Here is a 23,144-nt window from a genome sequence, read left to right on the forward strand (position 1 = left end):
CCATGGCAGTCCAGGACATCACCTCCTACGCCCACCTATCCGACGACGACGTCCGTGACATCGGTCGCCGCCTCGCCGCGATCGAGAAAGCCCACCGCGAGTCCCTGGGCACCAAGGACTCCGACTACATCAAGAGCCTCATCCGCGCCCAGCGCGCGCTTGACCTCATCGCGCGTATCGCCACATCCACCTCCTCCAACGTGGCCGTGCCCGCCGGGCTGATGCTGGGCCTGGCGAAGATCCTCGAGAACCTCGAGATCGGCCACAATGTGATGCACGGCCAGTGGGACTGGATGAACGACCCGGAGATCCACTCCTCCACCTGGGAGTGGGACAACACCGGCCCCTCGTCCGGCTGGAAGCACTCCCACAACGTGGTGCACCACACCTACACCAACATCATCGGCATGGACAACGACATCGGCTACGGCATCCTGCGCGTGACCCGTGATCGTAAGTGGACCCCGCAGGCACTGTTCCAGCCGTTGATCAACGTGGTGCTCGCCAGCCTCTTCGAGGTGGCCGTGGGCTTCTACGATGTGGAACTGGGCCGCTACTTCACCGGACGCCAGAGTTGGGAAGAGACCAAGCCCCGGCTGATCGCCGCGGCCGCCAAGACCGGACGCCAGTTCGGCAAGGACTACGTCGGTTTCCCCGCCATCGCCGCGGCCACCGGCTTCCTGTTTCCCGGCTCGAAAGACGGCGTGAAGCTCTCGCGCGCTGCCGGGGCGAAACGCCGCGCAGGCGCGGCGCTGAAGACCGCCCTCATGGCCAACCTCACCCGCAACTTCTGGGCCTACGCCGTGATCTTCTGCGGCCACTTCCCTGACGACGTGGAGACCTTCACCCGCCGCACCCTCGCCGAGGAGACGCAGGACGAGTGGTACCTGCGTCAGATGCTCGGCTCGGCGAACTTCCGTGGCGGCCCGGTGCTCTCGGTGCTGTCCGGCAACCTGAACTACCAGATCGAGCACCACCTCTTCCCCGACATGCCGTCCAACCACCTCGCCGAGATCAGCAAGGAGGTGGAGTCCATCGCCAATGAGTACGGCCTGCCCTACAACACCGACAGCTTCCCCAAGCAGTTGCTGCAGGTGCAGCGCACGCTGATGAAGCTCTCCCTGCCGAACTCCATGCTGCGTGCGGACGCCTCCAACGCCCCGGAGGTCCGGTCGGACGCGGCGTTCAGCTCCAACCCGGACATCGCCGAGCAGACCGGTCACAAGGAACTGAGCAAGGGCCTCAAGCTGTTGAAGAAGGCCCGCCCGAGCTTCCTGGCGTAATCACCGGCGGACGATTTCCCTGCGGTCAGTTCCAGAGGATCGGCTCCGTGCCGTCCAGGTCTTCGACCGTCGTGATCTCGGTGTTTTCGGTGCCTTCCGTGTCGGTGTCATCGACCTCGTCCGTGTCATCGGCATCGGCATCGGCATCGGCGGCGAGAGCATAGGCGAAGGCCAACCCGGTGGGGTTGATGCCGCGGGTACGTTCCTTGTCGACGTAGCTCAGTGCCGCCCCGGAGTAGGTGGTGCCGACCTCGAAGTCAGTCATGTCACTGGGCAGCAGATCCTCCTCATCGACCCCGCAGACCGTCGGGTCCGCGCGCTCGACAACATTGGCCGCGGTGCCCTCGTCCTCGGCGGGGTACGGCACCGGGGCCACGAGTTCTGCCCCCTCCCCCGCTCCGAGGAACTCCACCTCATAGGGCAGACACAGGAAATGGTCGACGTCATCGGCGCCCTCAGTCAGCGCGACCTCGTCGGCGTCCACCACGCTGGAGCGCAGTGCGGTGACCTTCCAGAACTGCAGCGGCGCGTCCTGCGCGTCCTGCGCCTCATCCGCGTTTTCAGCGTCCTCAGCTTCCTGACCACCAGCCTGGCGGGTAACCACGTAGGCCGGTTCGTCGACGTCCAGCTCTGTGCCCGGAGCCGTCGGACGGAACCCGCCCGGTGCGCCGTCCAGAGTCAGGCCGGTGAGCAGTTCACTCTCGTCGGTGTCTTCCTCGACGACGTCAGAAGATGCGGCGTCGTCGCCGCTGTCGTCGCTGTCCTCGCCGAAGGAGCAGCCAGTGAGGGCAAGAGCGGGGACGGTGAGCCCGGTAATCAGCGCACATTTCCAGGTCGACGGCGCCATCGACGGCAGCGAAACAGTCATACCCCCGAGGATAGTGCAGAGGCGGCCACCGGCTCATCGCCGGAGAGGCTCCACTATCGCCTAATCTGAGGTGAGCCCCAAGTGTCGCCTGTAACCCCTCCCCCACGTCTCATCCCACGGAGCACGCACCCCCATGATCGAGAACACACCACCCAGCGCTCCACCCCGCAAGCGTGGTCGTCCGCGGAAGTCGGAGAGCGCACGCCAGGACACCCGCGACCTCCTGTGCCGCACAGGTGTCGCCGCGTTGACGGAGAAAGGGTACTGCGCGACCGGTATCGACGAGATCCTCACCGCCGCCGGAGTACCTAAGGGATCCTTCTACGCCTACTTCGACAGCAAGGAAGCCTTCGGCGCGGCGGTCATCGTGGAATACGACCGCTACTTCACCCGCAAGCTAGACCGACACCTGGGCGATGAGACTCTCCCCGCACTTGAACGCATCAACGCCTTCTGCCAGGATGCCGAAGCCGGAATGCAACGGCACTCTTACCGACGCGGCTGCGTGATCGGCAATCTCGGCCAGGAAATGAATGCGCTTCCCGAGGCCTACCGCGCGCAGATCATCGATGTACTCGCCGGATGGCAGACCCGGGTCGCCGCATGTTTAACGGTCGCCAAGGACAACGGCGAGATCCCCGCTGGGGTCGATTGCCGTCAGTCGGCAGAGGCCTTTTGGATTGGCTGGGAGGGTGCCGTACTGCATGCCAAGCTCCACCGCAGTGCAGAGCCGTTGTGGATCTTCCGAGAGTTCTACCTTGCTGGCCTGCAGGTATCACCGAAAGAGACGTAGGTTTCGCGCCAACCATCGAATTTCGTAGACGATCGGTCTAATATTGGTGGGCGAACCTACTCCCCACCCATCAAGGAGCATCCCCGTGTTCACAGGTGTACAGATCAACAACGACGATTCCGGCTACCACGCACGACTGGCCGAGCTCGACGAACAAAATCTTCCGGACGGCGACGTCACGGTCCGTGTGAGTCACTCGGGCATGAACTACAAGGATGCCCTGGCAATCACCGGCACCGGCAAAATTGTGCGAGAGTTCCCGATGGTGCCGGGTATCGACTTCGTCGGTCAGGTAGAGCACAGCGAGCACTCCGGCGAAGTGGCAGACTACGCGGAGGGCGACTGGGTGATCCTCAACGGGTGGGGCGTCGGGGAACGTCGATGGGGAGGGCTGGCCCAGAAGGCCCGGGTCAACGGGGACTGGCTCGTTCCGCTCCCCGACAGCTTCACCCCTGCTCAGGCAATGTCCATCGGCACGGCCGGCTACACCGCCATGCTGTGTGTGATGGCGCTGGAGCGTCACGGGGTCACACCAGACCAGGGTGAGATTGCCGTGACCGGAGCGTCCGGCGGAGTGGGCAGCGTGGCGGTCGCCGTGCTGTCGAAACTCGGTTACACCGTCGCCGCGATCACCGGACGTCCAGAAGAAAACCAGTACCTGAAGGATCTGGGAGCATCGGAGATCCTCGACCGCGCGGACTACTCCGAGGCTGGTAAGCCGCTGGCGAAGGCGCGGTGGGCCGGCGCTGTTGATGTCGCCGGTAGCCACACTCTGGCCAATGTTCTGGCGGGGACGAAGTACCGCGGCGTGGTCACCGCCTGCGGTCTGGCGGCGGGCATGGACCTGCCGGCATCGGTGGCACCGTTCATTCTTCGCGGTGTCACCCTGGCCGGCATCGACAGTGTGATGTGCCCGATCGAGGACCGTCTGGAGGCGTGGCGTCGTCTGGGAGAGGACCTCGATCCCGCAAAGCTGGCCATGATCACCAATGAGATTGGCCTCGACGAGGCCATCCCCACCGCCGAGCAGCTGCTGGACGGGAAGGTGCGCGGCCGGGTGGTCGTGGACGTCAACAAGTTCTAGCGACCCCAGGGCTGCCACAAAGGAAGTAGACGCCTCAGCGCCAGACGACACGTCCTCCGTGCAGGGGGTCCAGGTCGGAACCCTCGGCCTGGAACAGGAAGCGAACACCGACCGGCTTACGCGCCGCACCGGAACCGTCCTTGCGCACGCAGCCCAGCACCGCGCCGCGGTACGTCCCGCCCTCGACGAGCTCGTCGAGCACGCCGGGGACCATGTCGGACGGATCGACACCGCAGTGCAGCTCCGCCGAGTAGAGCAGCGGCTCGACGGCGTTGCCGTCGGCGTCCGTGGCGATCAGCACCGGTACGGCGACTGCGGACTGGACGACGGGGTTCCCATCGCCGCCGTCACCAAGGAAGGTGATCTCGTAGGGGGTCAGGATGTAGTGATCGACCTCCTCGGGGGCGGGGTTCACTCCGACGGCGAAACTCCGTCCGAGGTCAAGGTCCTCCGGAGCGATCGTCCGGGAACAGCCGGTGGCGATCTCCCAGTAGAGCGTGGGCCCGTGCGGCAGCCGGGTAAGCACCTCGGCAGTCTGCCCGTGAGTCAGCGTGGAGTCCGGCAGCGTGAGTTCGAAGTCGGCGGGCGGGGCGGGCAGGACGACCGCCTCGTCGCCGATCTGATAGCCGTCGCAGGGCTTAGCACAGGCCAGACGGGGCACGGCAGCTCCGGTGTTGAGCATCGTGCGCCAGGTGCGGCGGGCAGATGGGACGGTGACGACTCGTGACGTGGTCATGCTGGTGGTCCTTTCCCCGGTGTGGCGCCGGGTGGGGGCATGGGTTGGCTTACATCGGTCAACCTACCCTTATTTGTTTTCGCGAAAGGACACTCTGGAGTAATTGCTCCGGAATGAGGGGACGAATCCGCTGTGTCCCAGCTCACAGCGCACTTCCAATCCCCCCGGACATCACCCCCGTACCGGCAATCGCCGAACGTCAGTCGAGGACTTCCTCCGACTGCCGGTAGGTAACCTCGGCGTCCTTGCGGCTGACTTCCCACCACGAGCGGTTGTCCCGGTACCACTGCACCGTCGCCTCAAGCCCCGCCGAGAAGTCCGTGTAGCGCGGCTCCCAGCCCAACGACTTCATCGACGACGGGTCGATCGCGTAGCGGCGATCGTGCCCCGGCCGATCGGTCACATGCACGAACTCATCGCGGCCGCGTCCGAAAAGCTCGAGCAATGCCTCGACGCACTGCCGGTTCGAGCGCTCCCCGTCCGCCCCGATCAGGTACGTCTCCCCCGACACCCCACGGTCCAGAATCGCCCACACCGCGTGGTTGTGGTCATCGACGTGGATCCAGTCGCGGACATTGTCCCCAGCGCCGTAGAGCCGTGGGGTCTCCCCCTCGATCAACCCGGTGATCTGCCGCGGCAGAAACTTCTCCGGGTGCTGGCGCGGGCCGTAGTTGTTCGAGCAGTTCGAGATCGTGGCACTCAGACCGTGACTGCGCACGAAGGCGCGGACCAGGTGGTCGGCGGACGCCTTGGACGCCGAGTACACCGACGACGGCGCGTACGGGGTCTCCACGGTGAAGCGATCATCGCCGTCCAGTGGCAGGTCGCCGAAGACCTCGTCGGTGGAGATGTGGTGCAGGTGCAGCCCGTGACGGACGCACGCCTCGGCGAGCACCCCGGTGCCCTCAGTGTTGGTGCGTACGAAGCGCAGCGGGTCGCGCAGGGCATTGTCGTTGTGGCTCTCCGCGGCGAAGTGCACCACCGCGGCGCGTCCTGCGCCCCCGTCGTCCTGGCCGGAACCAGCCAGTCCGGCGACCAGCTCATCGACGAGGGCGGCGTCGCACACGTCCCCCTCAACGAGGCGGACGCCGTCGAGGCCGGCGAGGTTGGCCGGGTTCGCCGCGTAGGTCATCGAGTCCAGGACGGTGACCTCCACGTCCGGACGAGTGAGGCGGGTAAGCCGGACGAAGTTGGAGCCAATGAAACCAGCACCGCCGGTCACCAACAGTCTGGTGATCCGGCGGTCGGGGTATCGCGTCATATCAGTTCAGTCCGGCGTAGGAGTGCAGACCCGAGATGACGATGTTGATGAAGAACAGGTTGAACACCATCGTGGCGAACGCCAGGACGTTGATCCACGCCGCGGGCTTGCCGCGCATGCCCGGCGTCGCACGGGCGTGCAGGTAGGCGGCGTAGAGCAGCCAGGTGATCAGGGAGACAGTCTCCTTGGGGTCCCAGCCCCAGAAGCGGCCCCAGGCGAAGTGGGCCCATGTGGCACCGAAGATGACACCGAGACCGAAGACCGGCAGGGTCCAGATCGCCGCGCGGTAAGCGAGGGCGTCCAGCTTGGAGGCATCCGGTAGCGGCGTCGCGATCGCGCCGAAGAATCCCTTCTCCTGGCCCTTCGGCTGAGCACGACGAAGCAGGTAGAGCAGCGAGGCCATACCGGAGACCAAGCCGATGCCGCCGCCGATCGACACGGTCGACACGTGGATGACGAACCAGTAGGAGTTCAGCGACGGCACCAGCGGCGCAACGTCGGCATAGAGCTCGGTGCCCGCGTAGAACATCAGGACCAGGATCGGGGTGAGGATCCAGGGCCACAGCACGCGCATCGCCTTACGGCGAAGGACGTAGCAGGCGATGACCATCGAGACACCCGAGACCACGGAAACGTACTCGAAGAGGTTGCCCCACGGGAAGCGTTCCGCGGCCAGACCACGCATGACCAGGAAGAGGACGTGCATCGCCACACCCAGCCAGATGACGGCCTGGGCCATACCGCCCCAACGGTCTGCACGGCGGAACCCTGACCGGATGGACTCGACCTGGAAGCGCTTCGGCAGCTCGTCTTCCGACAGCGAACCCGTCGCGATTCCGGAGACGTCACGGCTGCCGCCGTGCGCGGAGTCCTTGTCCGAAATAGCGGCGTCCGACTCCTGCTCAGCGACGCCCGCCTGGGCACCGGCGGCTACCGCGACCTTGTCATTCTCGGCTTTCTTCTGGCCCAAGATCCGGGCCCGCTCACGTCGGGCCTCGGTTGCCGACCGGAGCATCCCGTAGAAAATGAGGGAAACGGCGAGACCGACCAGGTACAGCCCTGCCGTCGTGGCATAGGCGAGGTCGGAAAAATTAGCCAAGCCCTCGTTGACGTCATGGATGTCCATCCGTCGTTTCCTCCGTCGATATTCACTGGACCGTATCTCGGCCCACGTTACTGCTCTCTACTATCCAAAACCAAAAGTGAACTGGGGTTTAGTGTTCCTTAGGACGGTCTTCCGTGTCCCCGGTCTCAGTGGGCTCGGGCGGGTCGGAAAGCTCACCCTCGGACTTCTCCCGCGCCAGTTCGCGCTCGAGCTCGTCTTCCCAGTCCTCCCACTCGCTGTCGGTCTGGTCGAACTCCTCGTCCAGCTCCTCATCCTCGAGGTGCAGCAGTTCCTCGGCGACACGGTTGAATTCCCGGCCCCAGCCAGCGGAATCTGTGCGGGCCAGCCCGGCGATCTGCAGCGACGTGGTGCCATCCTGGTTATCGGTGACCCGCACCCAGAAGCGACGGCGCTTGATCGTCAGCGAACCGACCAGGCTGATCAGCATCAACAGCGCGAAGCCGAGGACGTACGGAGTCGTGGGATCACGGCTCACCTGCAGGTTCACGAACTCCTGGGCACCATCGAAGCTGATCTCCGTGCCATCGTCCAGGGTGACGGACTCGCCCTCCATGAGGTTCACGCGGTCCAGCTTCTGCAAGGCACCACTGTGCATCTGGGTGGAGTCCAGGGAGAAGATGTCCTGGCCGGTGCCGGCGTCCAGACCCGTGTCACCACGGTAGATGTCGATGGCCACGGCAGGATCGGTCATCGCAGGGAAACTCGAGGTCAGCAGGGAGTCGTTCTCACCGGAGAACTCGGCCGTCGGGGCGAACAGGCCCTGGATCGCCAACTGGTTCTGGCGGCGATCGTAGAGGTCGTCGTACATCCCGGCCGGCGGGTCCATCTTGATCGCGCCCGAGGACAGGAAGTATGTCAGGTCGTCCGGACGGAACTGAATGGTCTCCGTACGGGTCTCGCCATTCGGCCAGGTGACCGTGAAGGTGGGCGCGTAGCCGTGTCCCTGGAGGTACACCAAGTCCCCGTCGACATTGAGCGGGTGGTTGACCCGCAACTGCTCCTGGTCCCACTCGTCGGTGGGCAGCATCGCGTCATCACCCTCGGCGAAGTCGATGTCCGAAGAGAAACTTGTCGCCTGTCCGGTGGGCTCGTACACCGCATCGAAGTTCTTCACATTCACGCAGAACGGGGTCAGCGTGGTGCCATCGAACAGGGGGCCGTAACGCATTGAGTCATAGTTCGCGACGGCAGAGTTGCAGAACTCCGAGCTCGGCGAATCCGTACCGGCGATCACGATGACCTGGCCCTCGTAGTAGACCATGCGCCCGAGGAGCACGGTGATGAGGATCCCGACCAGGGAGAGATGGAAGACAAGGTTCGAGGCTTCGCGCATGTAGCCGCGCTCGGCGGCGAAAGACCACTTCCCCGCCCGGTCCTCGGAGGCCTCGGTCACACCACCGCGCCACTTGGCAAAACGGCGGGACACCTGCTTCTCCACGTCCTCGGCCGGGGCGTCGACGGTGCCCTCCACGAAGTTCGGCATCCGCGTCAGCCGCTTCGGTGCCGACGGCGGGCGCGTCTTCAACGCCTTGTAGTGGTCCCACGTGCGGGGCAGGATACAGCCGATCAGCGACAGGAACAGCAGCACGTAGATGGCAGCGAACCACGGCGAGCTGAAGACGTCGAAGAGTCCCAGCTTGTCGTAGATCTCGCCGACCCGCCCATTGTTCTCGATGTACTCCGTGACGTTGCCCTCATTGAGGGAGCGCTGCGGGAGTATCGCACCGGGCAATGCGCCGAGGGCGAGCAGGAACAGCAGGACCAGTGCCGTCCGCATACGGGTCAGCCATTGCCAAGCCCGTTTCGGCAGACGCAGGAGCCAGCGGATCATGGAAACCTTTCGGGAGGGGAACTCGGGTAGAACCTAGATCGGCCTATATCGGCAGAGTGGTGTCGGAGACCAGACCCTGTCGGAGCCAGTCGACGAACACCGCCCACTGGCCGGTGACCAGTAGGATGCCGACGATGATGAGCAAGGCACCGCCGATGATCTGGATGGTGCGGGAGTGCTTCCGCAGCCATCCGACGCCGCGCAGTGCCTTGGCAGATCCCAGGGCGACCAGAATGAACGGTAGTCCCAGGCCCAGGCAGTACGAAATGATGAGGATGACGCCGCGCGCCGCCGTCATGCCGCCGGTGCCCGCGGACACCGAGATGATCGCGGCCAGCGTCGGCCCCAGACACGGCGTCCAGCCCAGGGCGAAGACGCCGCCGAGCAGCGGCGCACCGGCGAGGGTGGACCAGCGCTTCGGGGCCATGCGGGTGTCGTTCTGCAGCGGGCGGATGAAGCCCATGAAGACGATGCCCATGATGATCGTCACCACACCGCCGACGCGCATCAGCGTCTCCTGGTTGATCATCAGCGCACTGATCGCGCCGAAGACCGTGGCGGTGGCCAGGACGAAGACGACGGTGAAACCGGCGACGAAGAGCAGGGCCGCGCCACCGGCGCGACCCCGTTTAGCCGTGACGACCGTGCCGTCCTTCGTGTACTCGGTGTCCGCGCCGACGACGCCGGCGAGGTAGGAGACGTAGCCGGGCACCAGCGGAATCACGCACGGGGAGGCGAAGGACACCAACCCGGCGACGGCGGCGGCGAGCAACGCGAGCAGAATCGGCCCGGTCGTCACCGCCTCCGAGAACGCGGTACCGAGATCACTCATCGTTCAGCAACGGCTCCACGGCCGCCCACAGCTCATCGTCGTTGATCTCCCGCAGGAAGACCTTCGCCGGACGGTGCTGCTTGTCCAGCACGATCGTCGTCGGGATGACGGAGGCGGGCAGGCCACCGAGCGCCAGCGCCGACTTGAACGGCGGGTCGTAGATCGACGGGTAGCTGATCCCGTTGTCCGTGACGAAGTCGCGGGCCTTGTCCGCGACCGAGTCGCGCACGTTGATGCCCAGGATGGTGCCACGTCCGTCGTCCTCGAGCTTCTCCTGGACGCGCTGCAGATCGTCCGCCTCACTACGGCAGGGTCCACACCACTGACCCCAGGAGTTCAGGACCACGACCTGGTCCTCGAAGTCGTCGAGCTCGATCGTCTCGTCCGGCTCCATCAGCGACTCACCCTGGATGTTGCCGACCGGATCACGGTCGTCCTCGTCGTAGGTGATCTCCGTCTGCCCGCCCGGGGAGACGAACTCGAAGGTGCCGCCACTGGCCACGGCATCGGTGCCGGCGGTGTTGCTCTCGCCGCACGCGGCCACGGTGAGTGCTAGCGACGCGGTGACCAGCGCCGCCGCGATCCGTCGTCCCTGCTGTCCCACGTTGCTCATCGGATCAGATCTCCTGTGCCGGCTCCGAGTAGACCATGTCCACAAGGTCGTCGCCCTCGAAGACCAGCGAGGTCACCGACGCCAGCTCGCACCGGCGCGCCGCCGGGTTGTGGCTCAACGGAAGGCCTTGCACATCGCGCTGCACGCAGACGATGGGCAGCTGGTGGGTCACGCAGACCGCTTCCCCACCCCCTGCTTCCTCGACTCCCTTGCGGGCCCGGTCGACGGCGCGCCACATGCGGTCGAGGATCTCGGAGTAGGGCTCGCCCCAGCTCGGAATCGTCGGGTTCTTCAGCATCGGCCAGCGCTTCGGGTTCCACAGTGCCGAGCGCGCACCCTTGATGTGCAGCCCCTGCAGGTCGTTACCGGCCTCCAGCAGGTCCTCGTCCACGCCGGGCGTCGCACCGAGCGACTCCGCCAGCGGTGCGACGGTTTCGCGCGCACGCTCCAACGGCGAGGAGACGACGTAGCGGATGTCGTGGTCGGCGAGGTCCGCGGCCACCGCGGCGGCCATCTGCCGACCGCGGACGCTGAGGTGCCAGTCGGGCAGGCGACCGTAGAGGATGCGGTCGGGGTTGTGGACCTCCCCGTGACGGACGAGGTGGACGATCGTTGTCATGGCTCCCGACAATACCTCCCAAGGTGCTCAGCTCATAAGTGAACGACCACAACTCCACCTCTTAGTGAACGTGAGTCACCTCGGTGTGCATGCTAGCCTACCCTCATGTCAACTATCCTCCGGAAAACCTCCGGACGCGGCCTGCGCCGCGTCGTCGCCACCATGGCGGCAACCGTCCTGACCTCGGCCACCCTGGTCGCCTGTACCTCGGAGTCCACCGACGGCTCCTCCGACGGATCCGGGTCAGGGGACTTCGAACCCGTCACCATAACCCACGCCCTCGGCGAGGCGGAGATCACCTCGAAGCCGGAGAGGATCGTCACACTCGGCCAGGGGTCGGCAGAGACCGCCATCGCTCTGGGAGTGACCCCGGTGGCCACCGAAAGCTACGAATGGGGTGCCGACGACTCCGGCTACCTCCCCTGGATCCGCGAGGCGGTCGAGGATCAGGACGGCGACCTGCCCGAGCTCATCACCGGTGGTGACGACGTCAGCGCCGAGGAGATCGCCGCCCTGGACCCCGACCTCGTCCTGGCACCGTGGTCCGGGCTCACCCAGGACCAGTACGACCAGATCTCCGAGGTGGCCCCCACCGTGGCCTACCCCGAAAGCCCGTGGACGATCGACTGGCAGGACCAGATCACCACCATCGCCACCGCGCTGGGCGAGCCCGACCAGGCCGATGACCTGATCAGCGGGATCGAGGACGACTTCGCCGCCGTGCGTGAGGAGCACCCCGAGTTCTCCGAGCACGACTTCGCCTTCATCTACAACCAGGGACCCGCGGAGAACATGGGCGTCTTCCTGCCCAGCGAGCAGCGTGCCGCGATGGTGGCAAACATGGGTCTGCAGGTCGCCCCGGTTGTGGAGGAGATGAAGGAGGACGAGGTCGTGGGCACCGACTCCGCCCAGTTCAGTCTCGAAGACGCCGACCGGCTCAACGACGTTGACCTGATCTTCACCTTCTACTCCGACGAGACCAACCGCGAGGAGATGCACGACAACCCGGTCTACGGCAACATCTCCGCCATCCGGGATGGCCGGGAAGTCGCCCCCACCGACCAGTCCTTCGTGACCGGGTCCTCGATGATCAATCCTTTGACCGTCCCCTGGGCCCTGGAGCGCTATATCCCGATGATCACCGAGGCGCTCGACGCAGAGTAACGGGTCAGAATAACGCTCTAGTCGGACGCCGGGCGCGCGGCAGCCGCGGCCTTCGCCGCGGGCACCAGCGCCGATTCGATGCGCTCGAAGTCGGCGTCCGTCAGCGCGGTAGAGACGAACCAGGTCTCGAAGACGCTCGGCGGGGCGAACACCCCGTTATCCAGCAGCGAGTGGAAGAACGGTGCGTAGCGGAAGGTATCCGCCGCCTGCATCTCGGCGAAGTTGTGGCCCTGCCCCTCGGCGAAGCGCACCGACAGCATCGTCGTGGCCCGCTGCATGTGGTGCGCCACGCCCTCCCGCGACAGCGCCTCGCTGATCAGGTCGGACAGTCGGTCGGCATGAGCCTGCAGCGTGGTGTACGTCGACTCGTCCGCCAGACGCAGCGACGCCAGGCCGGACGCCGTGGCCACCGGGTTCCCCGACAGTGTGCCCGCCTGGTAGACCGGCCCCTCCGGGGCCAACATGCCCATGATGTCGGCGCGTCCGCCGAAGGCCGCGGCCGGCATACCGCCGGAAACGACCTTGCCGAACGTGGTGAGGTCGCCGGCCACGCCGTCCACCCCGAACCAGCCGGAGCGCGAGGTACGGAAACCCGTCATGACCTCGTCAAGGATCAGCAGCGCGCCGTCGGCGTGGGCGATCTCCTTGAGTGCGGCGTTGAAGCCGTCCTGCGGGTGCACGGTACCCATATTGCCCGCGCTGGCCTCGGCGATGACCGCGGCGATCTGACCGGGGTTCTCGGCGAAGGCCGCACGCACGGCGTCCAGGTCGTTGTAGTCCACCACGATGGTCTCCGCCGCGGCGGAGGCGGTGATGCCCGGGGAGTCCGGCAGGCCCAGCGTCGCCACACCGGAACCGGCGGCGACCAGCAGCGAGTCCACGTGACCGTGGTAGCAGCCGTTGAACTTCAGGATCTTGTCGCGTCCGGTGAAACCGCGTGCCAGGCGCACGGCCGACATCGTCGCCTCCGTCCCGGAGTTGACCAGGCGCACCTGCTCCACGCTGGTGCGGTCGATGATCTCCTGGGCTAGGTCGATCTCGGCCAGCGTCGGCGCGCCGAAGGACAGTCCCTTGCCCGCGGCCTCACGCACAGCCTCGACGACAGCCGGGTGCGCATTGCCGTGCAGCATCGGGCCCCAGGAGCAGATGAGGTCAACGTAGTCATTGCCGTCGATGTCGGTCAGACGCGAACCGGCCGCCGAGGCGATGAAGGGGGCGGTGCCGCCGACCGAGCCGAAGGCCCGCACCGGGGAGTTCACCCCACCCGGGGTGACCGCCCTAGCCTGGTCCATCGCCTGCGAACTGTTGGTCCGTCCACTCATCTGCCGCTCCTTCGTCATCCGTCTGGATCGCGTGTCTTGCTAACATGCCCCAGCATAATGAGTGGGTCGCGGTTCCGGGTGCGCGGGGGAAGCGCTCAGCGCGACTGCCAGGGGCTCAGGTTCTCCCCCGCCCAAGCGCGTAGCCGGGCCAGGCGCGAGTCCCCGTTTCTGCCCGGCACCTCCGCACCGTCCCTGCCCAGCGGGTCACCGATCCGGAAGTCGCGGTGACTGATGCGCGCCGACCGCCACTCAATCAGCAGCGAGCTGCCCAGCATCAGGGCTGTGGCCAGCAGCGGGTTCAGCAGGCCCGACACCGCCAGCAACAGGGCGAGGAGGTTGTAGCCCCAGGCCAGCCACAGGTTCCAGTCCACGGTGGCACGCACGTGGCGGGCCAGGTTCACCGACTCGGCCACCACAGACACGTCGTCGCGGATGATCACCACGTCGCTGCCTGCGGAGTCCAGGCCCCGGACCTCCCCGTGCTCCCCGCCGATATTGTCGAGCCGGTCGGCCGAGCCCATGAGGATGCCGACGTCGGCGACCTCCAGGCAGTCGAGGACGTCCTGGTCTCCGACCATGGCCACGGTCGCGCCATGAGCGTGCACATTGCGCACCGCCGGGGCCTTCTGGGAGGGGATGATGCCGGCGAGCACCTTGGAGATACCGATGGAATCCGCCATCCGCCGGGCCACCGGGTAGGTGTCGCGGGAGAGCATGTAGGTCTCCACGCCGGCGTCCTCGAGCCAGTGGACGGAGGATTCGGCGTCGGGTTTCACGGCGTCGGCAACGTTGATCACCCCGCGCGTACGTCCCCGCCAGCTGACCACCAGCGGCGTCCCACCGCTGAGCACGGCGTTCGCCAGAGTGGGATCGGTGAGTTCGGAGAGGTCGCGCGGACGCCACAGCTGCGCCTGGACCGGGCGCAGCGCCTTCTCGCCGGTCTGCGGGTCGGCGATCGGCAGGTCGACCGTCGCGGTGAACACGCCCTTGCCGTCGACCTCCACCGGACCGGCCTCCAGCCAGTGCGGCACGTCCGCTCCCCCGGCGCCGCTATCGCGCGACTCCCGGTCCGCACGCACGATCGCGCGCGAGACCCCGTGGGGGCTCTCCAAGCTCAGCACGCCGGCAACGCGCAGCACCAGTTCACCGACCTCGCCCTTGGCCGGGGTCACGCCGACGACGTTCATCGGCCCCTTCGTCAGGGTGCCGGCCCGGTTGAAGATGATCGTGTCCACCGCGGCGAGGCGGTGGACGGTGCCGGTGTCACGCAGCAACATGCCGTCGGACGCCGCGCGCGCCAGCCCCAGGCGCAGCGCCAGGGTGGTCGACAGGGCCAGGGCGACGGGGGCGACGGCGACGAGCACGGTCAGCGCGGTAGAGACCGCCGCGGTGATACTCGACGATGCCGTCCACCAGGCGATCCCAGCGATGACCGCGATGACCGCGGCCCAGGGCACCAGTAACGACGCTGTGCGCGTGGCGAGCTGCTCCAGGCGGTTCTCCTCGCGTTCCGCCGCGGCGATCCAACGGCGCACGGCCGCGACCCTGGTCCGTGACCCGGTGCGGTTCACCCGCACCTTCAGCGGATCGCCGGAGTTCGTGGAGCCAGCGAAGACCGTGGCTCCGACCTCGACGGGCACATCGCCGCGCCCGCCGCTGAACGGTCCGGCGTCGACGACGGAGCGTCCTCCCACGACCTCACCGTCACACGGGATGACCTGGCCGGTGCCGACGAGGACGTCGTCACCGACGCGGATCTCGGCGGCGGGAATGACCGACTTGGTGGGTTGGCCGCCGCGGGGCTTGCGCACCACGGTCACGTCGCCACCGCGCTCGACCGACAGCATGTTCAGCGCCAGCAGAGAGCGCAACCGGGTACGGCGCGAGGCGAGCCTGCCGAACAACAACAGGATCGTGCAACCGCAGGCGACGTCGAAGAACAGGGCGTCGGTCTGGTAGCCCCAGGAGATCAGGATATTGCCGGCCCGCCAACCTGGCTCACCGGCCGGGCCGGTGAGTAGTTCCACCAGGGAGTACAGGTAGGCCAGCAGGATGGCGGCGGAGGATGCCGCGTCGAGCGCAGGCATGCCGCGCCGCAGCCCGCCGAGCGTGGCGCGGTGGAATGGCCACGCACTCCACAACACCACCGGTGTAGCCAGGCCCAGGCACACCCACTGCCAGTAGTCGAACTGCCACGAGGGCACGAGCTGCAACACCACCACCGGCAGACCGAAGAGCAATGCGACGAGCAATCGAGCACCGGTGATGAGGTTACGGGCGGTGTAAAGCACCTCGGTACCGACCTGGTGACGTCGACGGCCTTGCCCGAGCTGGTGGAAGGACTCCCCCTCCAGCGCCGCGCGGGCACGGTTCTCCCGGTGACGGTGCGCGTAGAAACTCGCCGGACGTGGCCGCGCCAGACGTTCGGCGCGGCGTCGCAGCGAGGCGACGGTCAACCAGGACTCCACGCCCGCATCGGTCATGACATTGCGCAGCACATCCGGTTTCAGCGACTCCGGTGCCGTCACCCAGGCCATGGACGTGGAGTACACGACGCGCGCCTGCACACCGGGCAGCACGTTGAGCGCGCCCTCGACGCGTCCTGCGTGGGCGGCGGACTCCAGACCCTCCAGGTGGAAGGTGAAGGACGTGAGGCGCACCCCGCCTCTGCCCTGACCGCCCTGCCGGCCCTGTCGGCCGTGCCTGCCATAGCCCCAGGAGTGCTCGAATGCCTCGGGATCATCGGGGTCGTAGTCACCATCGGGGTCGTCGGGGGCGAGCCCAGCCGCGCGGGCGGCACGCCTCGCCTCGGCGATGGCGCGCGATACCTCGTCCGACACCTCCGGTTCCACGGCTCAGCCCTCCCGGTCTTGCAGCTCGCCCGGGGTATCGCCGAAGTAGGTGCGCACCGCCGGGCGGTACATCGCTAGGCTGGCCAGCGCGAGAAACAGCGCTACCAGCGGCTGTTCCATGTCGCCGACGTTGAAAACCCAGCCGACAAGGGTGAAACCCATGGCGACCGCGACGGCGATCATCAGCCAGCGGCGCCGACGGGCATCGCCCTTCAACAGGCCCGGAACCAGCACCCCCACTGCCACTGCAGCAATGATCTGGATCGAACCGACCCAACGCATATTCGCCGACAGCGTCTCGACGTAGGCCATCTGCTCGGCATCGTCGACGACCGGACGTTCGACCACCCACATCACCACGCCGCTGACCAGCAGGCCGATGCCGGCGACAATGAACAGCACCACGGCAACCTTCACCGCCCCGGGAATCCCGTCGCCCGGAGCCCAGTAGCGGATCGCACGGTTACGGTCGCCGGGGTCGGAGTTGTGGGAGACCGGGAACATGCTGGGCACGGTTCAGCGTCCCCTGTTCTTCTTCTCGGCCTTACGCTTCTTCTTCTCGGCGCGTTCCTTGTCGAGTTCCTCGTTGCGCTTGGCCATCTTGTCGGCGTACTCCTCGATCTCCTGCTTATCCGGCAGACCGAACCAGTCGGCGTTGTCCGGACGCGTGATCAGCCAGATGCCGACGGCGGCGATGACGCCGGAAATGATCGTGCCCGCGCCGACGAGCAGCACCAGCGGGGTCGCACCGGAGTCCGGCGGGGACGAGAACACCTGCAATAGCGCCATGAGCGCCAGGTACACCGAACCCACGCACAGGAACAGGCGACTGCGCACCCCTCCGCGCGCGACCCGCGAGGTCAGGTACACGCATACCGCCACGGCCACCAGGTTGAACAGCAGGTTCAGGATGGCGGTACCGGTGACCAGCGTGCTCTCCGACACCCCGTCGGGGATCGAGCCGGAACTAATCTGCTCGCGCACCTGACTGGTCAGCTGGCGGGGATCCTGCAGCGTCATGACCAGCTGCAGCACGGCGGTGAGCGCCTGCACGGCACCGACGATGTACCAGGCACGCACGCCGTCGCGGACGTTTTCCGGGGCGTCCTTCGGCGAAGGTGCCAGCCCGCCTGGGCGGCCGACCTTCGGCGGTAACGGCCTGTCGGAGCTGCCTGAGTCCTTTTCGCCGCGTGGGCCCTTTGGTCCGTCCGGCATGCCCGGCAGTCCCTGCGGCTTGTTCGGGGGTGTCTGCTGTGTCATATCGGAGCCCAGCTTAGCCAACAGGCGTTCAGCCGCGCAGGAGGTGGGCGGCTTCGGTCGCCCAGTACGTGAGGATGATGTCGGCGCCGGCGCGGCGGATCCCGGTCAGCGAGTCCATGATGGCGGCCTCGCGGTCGATCCACCCCTTCTGCGCGGCGGCGGTGATCATCGAGTACTCCCCCGACACCTGGTAGGCGGCCACCGGCACGGTGGAGAAGTCGGCGACCTGGCGCAGGATGTCCAGGTGCGGCATGGCGGGCTTGACCATCACCATGTCAGCGCCCTCGGCGATGTCGAGCTCGACCTCCATCAGTGACTCGCGGGCATTGCGGGGATCCTGCTGGTAGGTCTTGCGATCGCCCTGCAGCGAGGAGCCGACGGCCTCACGGAAGGGGCCGTAGAACGCGCCGGCGTACTTCGCGGAGTAGGCCAGGATGGAGACGTCCTGGAAGCCAGCGTCGTCCAGCGCCTCGCGGATGACGGCAATCTGGCCGTCCATCATGCCCGACGGGCTCACGACGTGTGCCCCAGCTTCCGCCTGGGCGACGGCCATGCGGGCGTAGAGCGGCAGGGTGGCGTCGTTGTCCACGACGGTGGATCCGAAACGGTCCACGGTAAGCACGCCGCAGTGGCCGTGATCGGTGAATTCGTCGAGGCAGGTGTCCGCCATGACGATGAGGTCGTCGCCGAACTCGCGGCGCAGGGCGGCCAGGCCCCGGTTCAGGGCGCCGTCGCGGGCCCAGGCCTGCGAACCCTCGGCGTCCTTCGCCTCCGGGAGGGGGACGCCGAACAGGTCGACGGAGCCGACCCCGGCGTTCAGCGCCTCCTCGGCGGCGCGCAGCAGCGAGGAGTCGGTGTGCTGGTAGACACCGGGCATTGCGGAAATCTCGCGCGCCTCGTCCAGCCCATCGGCGATGAACATCGGCAGGACCAGCTGGTTGGGTTCCAGGTGGGTCTCGGCGACGAAGTTTCGCATCGCCGGGGTGGTGCGCAGGCGGCGGGGACGGCGGACGGGGTGAGCGTGATCAGTCATGGTGCTGATCGTACGCCGGACGTCGCGGGCGCTACTGCCCGGTTACCGGACGCCGCCGGCGACGGCGCTTGCGCGGCGGCGGGAGCTGCCCGGCCGTGCGCAGTTCGGCAACGTGATGTGCCAGGGCATCGATGAGCTCGGGAACGCCGGCGACCTCGGGCATCACGTCCACGCGCAGTCCATGCTCGCGGGCGGTCTGCGCGGCCATCGGGCCGATACAGGCGATGATGGTGCGGGTGTGCGGCTTGCCGGCGATGCCGACCAGGTTCTTCACCGTCGACGAGGAGGTGAAGCACACCGCGTCGAAGCCACCCGACTTGATCATGTCGCGGACTTCCTGGCTGGGCGGGGCGGCGCGCACCGTGCGGTAGGCGACTACGTCCTCCACGGACCAGCCGAGCTCCACCAGGCCGTCGACGAGGGTGTCGGTGGCGATGTCGGCGCGCGGCAGCAGCACCCGGTCCACCGGATCAAGGTCCTGGTCATAGGCGGGGAACACATCCACCAGGCCCGACGCATTGCGCGCATTGGACTTCGGCAGCAGTTCCGGGGTGATGCCCAGGTCGCGGACCGCCTGGGCAGTCTTGGCGCCGACGGCGGCGACACGCACACCGGCGAGCGCCCGGGCGTCCAGTCCGAACTCGGCGAGCTTCTCCCACACGGCCTTGACCGCGTTGACGGAGGTGAACACGATCCAGTGGTAGCGGCCGTCCACCAGGCCCTTGATGGCGCGTTCCATCTGGGCGGGGCTGCGCGGCGGCTCCACGGAGATCGTGGGCACCTCGATGGGGATCGCGCCGTGGGACGCCAGGCGCGCGCTCATGGGGCCGGCCTGGTCCTTGGCGCGCGGCACCAGCACGGTCCACCCGTACAGCGAGCGGTTCTCCCACCAGGAGTACTTGCTGCGCCGGCTGGCCTGGGTGCCCACCGTGACGACGAGCTCCTGGGGCATCTCCCCCTCCTTCGCCAGCGGCCCGGAGGCGGCGACGACGGACTTGAGGGTGTCGAGGGTGACGTCGTAGGAACGCTGACGCCGGGTCGTGGCGTGCGTGGTCACGGTGACCTGGGTGCTGCCGACCACATCGCGCTTCTTGAGTTCCCCGGTGATCACCGGCAGGTCGGACGGCGCGGCGGTGAGGATCAGTGGCTTGGGTGCCGCGGCGATGCCGTCCCAGTCGGGCTCGGAGCCGGTGTCGGTGGTCAGGTCCACCGCGGTGTAGCCGTCGCCGGTGGCGATACCGGTGTAGGCGGGCAGGGCCGAGGCTCCGGTCATACCGGGGACGACCTCGAACTCCACGCCGAGGGCGGCGACCTCCTGCAGTTCCATGAGTACCGCCGGGTTACTCACCGGGTTGCCGGCGACGAGGCGGACCACGCTGTGACCGTGGTGCACGTGATCGACCATCGCGTGGGCGACCTCGGCGGCCTCCACGGGGCGGATCTCGTCCGGGTCGGGGCTATCGGGGTAGGCGGCGTAGCCGGACGCCTCCGCGTCGCGGGCGGCCTCCTCGGCAGCCGCGTGCACGGCCACCGCCTCGGCGGTGTGCGGTGCGGCGAAGACGATCTCGGCGGCGGTGACCTCGGTAGGACGGCGCGGGCGGCGGCGAGCACCGGCGGCCTTCGCCGCCTCCAGCTCGGCTTCCCACTCCTTCTCCGCGGCGGCACGCTTGTCCTCGGGCACCGGCAGCTGCTCGGCGATGATGCCGCGCACGGCGGCGGTGACGGCGGGGTCGACCCACACCCTCGAGGTGTTCTCGAGAATCTCGCGGGCGCGGACAGTCAGCAGCTCCGGGTTTCCGGGGCCGGCGCCGACGAACAGGACGCGTCCGCGGCCAGTCAGGGGACTGTTCGTGGGTCCCGTCTGGGGGATTCCGGCAGTGGTCATGGAGGTGACTTTCTCAGGTAGGTCAGGCTGTGCTGTGTGGACGGGGTGCGACGGACCGGTCAATACCAGGTCAACGTGCACCGACGATGTCGGTGATGATCTCGGCGGCCCCGCCGTCGATGAGCTCGCGTCCCACGGCATGGCCGAGGTCGGCGGCGGTAGACAGCCACGGGCCCTGCGGTATCTCCAGGTCGACTGACCGCTCGCGAAGGAGCTGTCTTGACCCGTCGAGGGCAAACACACCGCCGCGCAGGGTCAGCGTGCCATCGATGTAGGTTGACCAGGCACCAACGGGTGCGGTGCATCCGGCCTGGAGTTCCGCCAGCACGGCGCGCTCGGCGACGGCGGTGGCATGGGCGACCGGATCGTCCAGCCCGAGGACGGCGGCGACGGCCTCCTCGTCGTCGGCACGAACCTCCACGCACAACGCCCCCTGGGCGGGTGCGGGCAGGATGTCGTCCACCGACACCGTCTCCGAGGCCCGGTCGAGCACACCAACGCGTTCCAGCCCGGCACGGGCCAGCACCACGGCGGCGAGGTCGTCGTCGCTGACGCGTCCCATACGGGTGTCGATATTGCCGCGCAGCGGGCAAACCTCGAGGTCCGGACGCAGCGCGCGGATCTGGGACACCCGACGCGGAGCACCGGTACCGACCTTTGCCCCCTCGGGCAGATCACGCAGGGACAGTCCGTTGATGCTGACCAGCACCTCGCGCGGGTCGACACGCGGCGGTACGACGGCGATGAACCGCTCGTCCGGTGCGGTGGGCAGGTCCTTGAAGGAATGCACCGCGACATCGCACTCGCCGTCGGCCAGCGCATTGCGCAGGGTCTCGGTGAATACGCCGACACCGATCCGGTTGACCGGGGTCTGGGCCTTCTGGGAGGCATCACCAGGGGTGTGCACGAAGTGCAGTTCGGCGGCGCCGGCGGCCTCCCCGAACATGTCCTTCAGGACGCCGGTCAGGGCGTCGCGCACGGTGCCGGCCTGGGTGCGTGCCAGGTTACTGGCACGCGTCCCGACGAGGAGGTCGCGCGCCTCAGCGGACTGACTGCTCACGAAGCCTCCTCGATATCCGTCTCACCTGTGTCGTGCGTTGTGTCTTGCGCCGAATTCTCCTGCTGCACCGTTTGCTGCAGGACGTTACCGATCCGGGCCTTGCCCGCATCCCCCGGCTCGATGGCCTGGGACACCGAGGACGTGGAACCGGCCGGCAGGTTAAACAGCGTGGCCAAGGCCTCCGCGTAGTTCACCGTGCCGTCCTGCGAACTGAGTTTCTTCACCTGCACGGTCGGGGTGTGCAGGAGTTTGTCGACCACGCGACGTACCGTGCGAGCGACCTCGGCACGGTCGCCGTCGGCCATGCCGGGCGTGCGGCGGACCAACTGGCCGAGCTCGTCGTCGACGACGTCGGCGGCCCGGCGACGCAGCGCCTTCACCGTCGGCACCACCGACTGCACGCGCACCTGTTCCAGGTACTCGGCGAGTTCCGTGGCCACGATGGTGCGGGCGGCGGACTCGTCGCGGGCACCGTCACCGGCGAGTGCGGTGAGCTCCTCGATGTTCAACAGGCGCACGTCGGCGACGTCCATCACCGCGTCGTCGATGTCACGCGGCATCGACAGGTCGACCAGCACCATACGGTGCGGGCTGTTGCGCTGCGCCTGCGCAAGGTCGTCCGGCCCGAGCACGGTGCCGACGGCACCGGTGGCGGAGACGACGACGGCCGCACCGTCCAGTGCGTCCTGCAGTCCATCGAAGCCGCTCGCGGCGGCGTCCACGCCGGCCTCGCGGGCATGGGTGGCGAGGTTCTCCGCACGTGCCACCGTCCGGTTGACCACGGTGACCTGGCGGACGCCGGAGCGTCCGAGGTAGGTCGACGCCAGCGAGGCCATCGCCCCGGCGCCGATGACCACCGCGTCGCGTCCTGCCATGTCCGCCACGCCGAGCTCCGCGAGCGCGTGGTCCAGCGCGAAGCTGACCATCGAGGAACCGGCCTCGTCCACGCTGGTCTCGGTGTGCACGCGCTTGCCCGTGCGCAGCGCGCGCTGGGTGAGGTCGTGCAGCGTGGTGCCGACAGCGCCATTGTCAGAGGCGGAGGTGTAGGCATTGCGCAGCTGGCCAATGACCTGCTGCTCCCCCACCACCATCGAATCCAGACCCGCGGCCACGGTGAGCATGTGCTCCGCGGCGGCGTCGGCATAGCGGACGTACAGGTAGGGCTCCAGGTCCACGGCCTGCATATCGGCGTGCGCGGCGATCGTCTCCACGACGTGGTCGAGCGCGGGGTGGAAGGCGGAAGTCGCGACGTAGAACTCCATGCGGTTGCACGTCGAGAGGATCAAAGCCTCGGTGACGCAGTCGCCGGCGACCAGGTCGCGCTCCAACCGGTTGAGTTCCGCCGGGGAGACCGACGCCTTCTCGAGAACCGGCACTGGTGCCGACCGGAAGGACAAACCGACCAGAAGGACGGCTGCCGGTCCGGTGATCCCGAGTCCTGCCATGGCTGCACAGCCTCCCGCGAAATCGTCAGTGGTTACTCTTGCGCTGTGACGGTCCCACCCACCGACGCGCGGCGGGC

General features: G+C 67.4%; 20 protein-coding genes. 4 read left to right on the forward strand and 16 right to left on the reverse strand.

What is annotated here, in order from left to right; all coding sequences use genetic code 11:
- The first annotated feature begins 2 nt into the window (after positions 1–2).
- Positions 3–1,283 (forward strand): fatty acid desaturase family protein, encoded by a 1,281-nt coding sequence (locus ACT3SZ_RS00965; RefSeq protein ID WP_444615968.1) that lies wholly within the window; start codon positions 3–5, stop codon positions 1,281–1,283.
- A gap of 25 nt (positions 1,284–1,308) precedes the next feature.
- On the opposite strand, the gene ACT3SZ_RS00970 is transcribed toward ACT3SZ_RS00965, so the two are convergent.
- Positions 1,309–2,151 carry a hypothetical protein gene (locus tag ACT3SZ_RS00970; protein WP_444615969.1) on the reverse strand — a complete coding sequence of 281 codons (843 nt, stop codon included), beginning with the start codon at positions 2,149–2,151 and terminating at the stop codon, positions 1,309–1,311.
- A gap of 133 nt (positions 2,152–2,284) precedes the next feature.
- Between ACT3SZ_RS00970 and acuR the strand changes: the two genes are divergently transcribed.
- Positions 2,285–2,944, forward strand: coding sequence for an acrylate utilization transcriptional regulator AcuR (gene acuR, locus ACT3SZ_RS00975; RefSeq protein ID WP_444615970.1), 660 nt, complete (start codon positions 2,285–2,287; stop codon positions 2,942–2,944).
- Between the two features lie 85 nt (positions 2,945–3,029).
- A complete protein-coding gene (acuI, locus tag ACT3SZ_RS00980) occupies positions 3,030–4,028 on the forward strand; it encodes an acrylyl-CoA reductase (NADPH) (RefSeq protein ID WP_444615971.1) in 999 nt (332 codons plus the stop codon).
- A 34-nt stretch (positions 4,029–4,062) separates the two neighbouring features.
- Here acuI and ACT3SZ_RS00985 read toward each other — a convergent pair whose 3' ends face one another.
- The 7 genes from ACT3SZ_RS00985 to ACT3SZ_RS01015 all read right to left on the reverse strand — a co-directional run bounded on the left by ACT3SZ_RS00985 (position 4,063) and on the right by ACT3SZ_RS01015 (position 11,046).
- Positions 4,063–4,764 (reverse strand): hypothetical protein, encoded by a 702-nt coding sequence (locus ACT3SZ_RS00985; protein ID WP_444615973.1) that lies wholly within the window; start codon positions 4,762–4,764, stop codon positions 4,063–4,065.
- Between the two features lie 199 nt (positions 4,765–4,963).
- A complete protein-coding gene (rfbB, locus tag ACT3SZ_RS00990) occupies positions 4,964–6,025 on the reverse strand; it encodes a dTDP-glucose 4,6-dehydratase (RefSeq protein ID WP_444615975.1) in 1,062 nt (353 codons plus the stop codon).
- A 1-nt stretch (position 6,026) separates the two neighbouring features.
- Positions 6,027–7,151, reverse strand: coding sequence for a c-type cytochrome biogenesis protein CcsB (gene ccsB, locus ACT3SZ_RS00995; RefSeq protein ID WP_444615976.1), 1,125 nt, complete (start codon positions 7,149–7,151; stop codon positions 6,027–6,029).
- An 88-nt stretch (positions 7,152–7,239) separates the two neighbouring features.
- On the reverse strand, positions 7,240–8,982 hold the full coding sequence (locus tag ACT3SZ_RS01000; RefSeq protein WP_444615978.1) for a cytochrome c biogenesis protein ResB: 1,743 nt from the start codon (positions 8,980–8,982) through the stop codon (positions 7,240–7,242).
- A 43-nt stretch (positions 8,983–9,025) separates the two neighbouring features.
- Positions 9,026–9,814 (reverse strand): cytochrome c biogenesis CcdA family protein, encoded by a 789-nt coding sequence (locus ACT3SZ_RS01005; RefSeq protein ID WP_444615980.1) that lies wholly within the window; start codon positions 9,812–9,814, stop codon positions 9,026–9,028.
- Positions 9,807–10,427 carry a TlpA family protein disulfide reductase gene (locus ACT3SZ_RS01010; protein ID WP_444615982.1) on the reverse strand — a complete coding sequence of 207 codons (621 nt, stop codon included), beginning with the start codon at positions 10,425–10,427 and terminating at the stop codon, positions 9,807–9,809. The genes ACT3SZ_RS01005 and ACT3SZ_RS01010 overlap by 8 nt, the downstream gene beginning before the upstream one ends.
- A 4-nt stretch (positions 10,428–10,431) precedes the next feature.
- Entirely contained in the window at positions 10,432–11,046 is a 615-nt protein-coding gene (locus ACT3SZ_RS01015; RefSeq protein ID WP_444615984.1) for a histidine phosphatase family protein, read from the reverse strand.
- Between the two features lie 105 nt (positions 11,047–11,151).
- Between ACT3SZ_RS01015 and ACT3SZ_RS01020 the strand changes: the two genes are divergently transcribed.
- Positions 11,152–12,210 carry an iron-siderophore ABC transporter substrate-binding protein gene (locus tag ACT3SZ_RS01020; protein WP_444615986.1) on the forward strand — a complete coding sequence of 353 codons (1,059 nt, stop codon included), beginning with the start codon at positions 11,152–11,154 and terminating at the stop codon, positions 12,208–12,210.
- Positions 12,211–12,227: 17 nt separating this feature from the next.
- On the opposite strand, the gene hemL is transcribed toward ACT3SZ_RS01020, so the two are convergent.
- The 8 genes from hemL to ACT3SZ_RS01060 form a co-directional block, all read right to left on the reverse strand.
- A complete protein-coding gene (gene hemL, locus ACT3SZ_RS01025) occupies positions 12,228–13,532 on the reverse strand; it encodes a glutamate-1-semialdehyde 2,1-aminomutase (RefSeq protein WP_444615988.1) in 1,305 nt (434 codons plus the stop codon).
- Between the two features lie 95 nt (positions 13,533–13,627).
- Positions 13,628–16,384, reverse strand: coding sequence for a heavy metal translocating P-type ATPase (locus tag ACT3SZ_RS01030; RefSeq protein ID WP_444615990.1), 2,757 nt, complete (start codon positions 16,382–16,384; stop codon positions 13,628–13,630).
- A gap of 3 nt (positions 16,385–16,387) precedes the next feature.
- Entirely contained in the window at positions 16,388–16,897 is a 510-nt protein-coding gene (locus ACT3SZ_RS01035) for a hypothetical protein (RefSeq protein WP_444615991.1), read from the reverse strand.
- A gap of 3 nt (positions 16,898–16,900) precedes the next feature.
- Positions 16,901–17,644 carry a hypothetical protein gene (locus tag ACT3SZ_RS01040; protein ID WP_444615992.1) on the reverse strand — a complete coding sequence of 248 codons (744 nt, stop codon included), beginning with the start codon at positions 17,642–17,644 and terminating at the stop codon, positions 16,901–16,903.
- A gap of 28 nt (positions 17,645–17,672) precedes the next feature.
- Entirely contained in the window at positions 17,673–18,677 is a 1,005-nt protein-coding gene (hemB, locus tag ACT3SZ_RS01045) for a porphobilinogen synthase (RefSeq protein WP_444615993.1), read from the reverse strand.
- Between the two features lie 31 nt (positions 18,678–18,708).
- On the reverse strand, positions 18,709–20,562 hold the full coding sequence (locus ACT3SZ_RS01050) for a uroporphyrinogen-III synthase (protein WP_444615995.1): 1,854 nt from the start codon (positions 20,560–20,562) through the stop codon (positions 18,709–18,711).
- Positions 20,563–20,632: 70 nt separating this feature from the next.
- On the reverse strand, positions 20,633–21,622 hold the full coding sequence (gene hemC, locus ACT3SZ_RS01055; RefSeq protein ID WP_444615996.1) for a hydroxymethylbilane synthase: 990 nt from the start codon (positions 21,620–21,622) through the stop codon (positions 20,633–20,635).
- Positions 21,619–23,067, reverse strand: a complete 1,449-nt coding sequence (locus ACT3SZ_RS01060; RefSeq protein ID WP_444615997.1) for a glutamyl-tRNA reductase — start codon at positions 23,065–23,067, stop codon at positions 21,619–21,621. The genes hemC and ACT3SZ_RS01060 overlap by 4 nt, the downstream gene beginning before the upstream one ends.
- Positions 23,068–23,144 lie beyond the last annotated feature (77 nt).

The sequence above is a fragment of the Corynebacterium sp. AOP40-9SA-29 genome, from assembly GCF_052377405.1.
In the GTDB taxonomy this organism is placed as follows: domain Bacteria; phylum Actinomycetota; class Actinomycetes; order Mycobacteriales; family Mycobacteriaceae; genus Corynebacterium.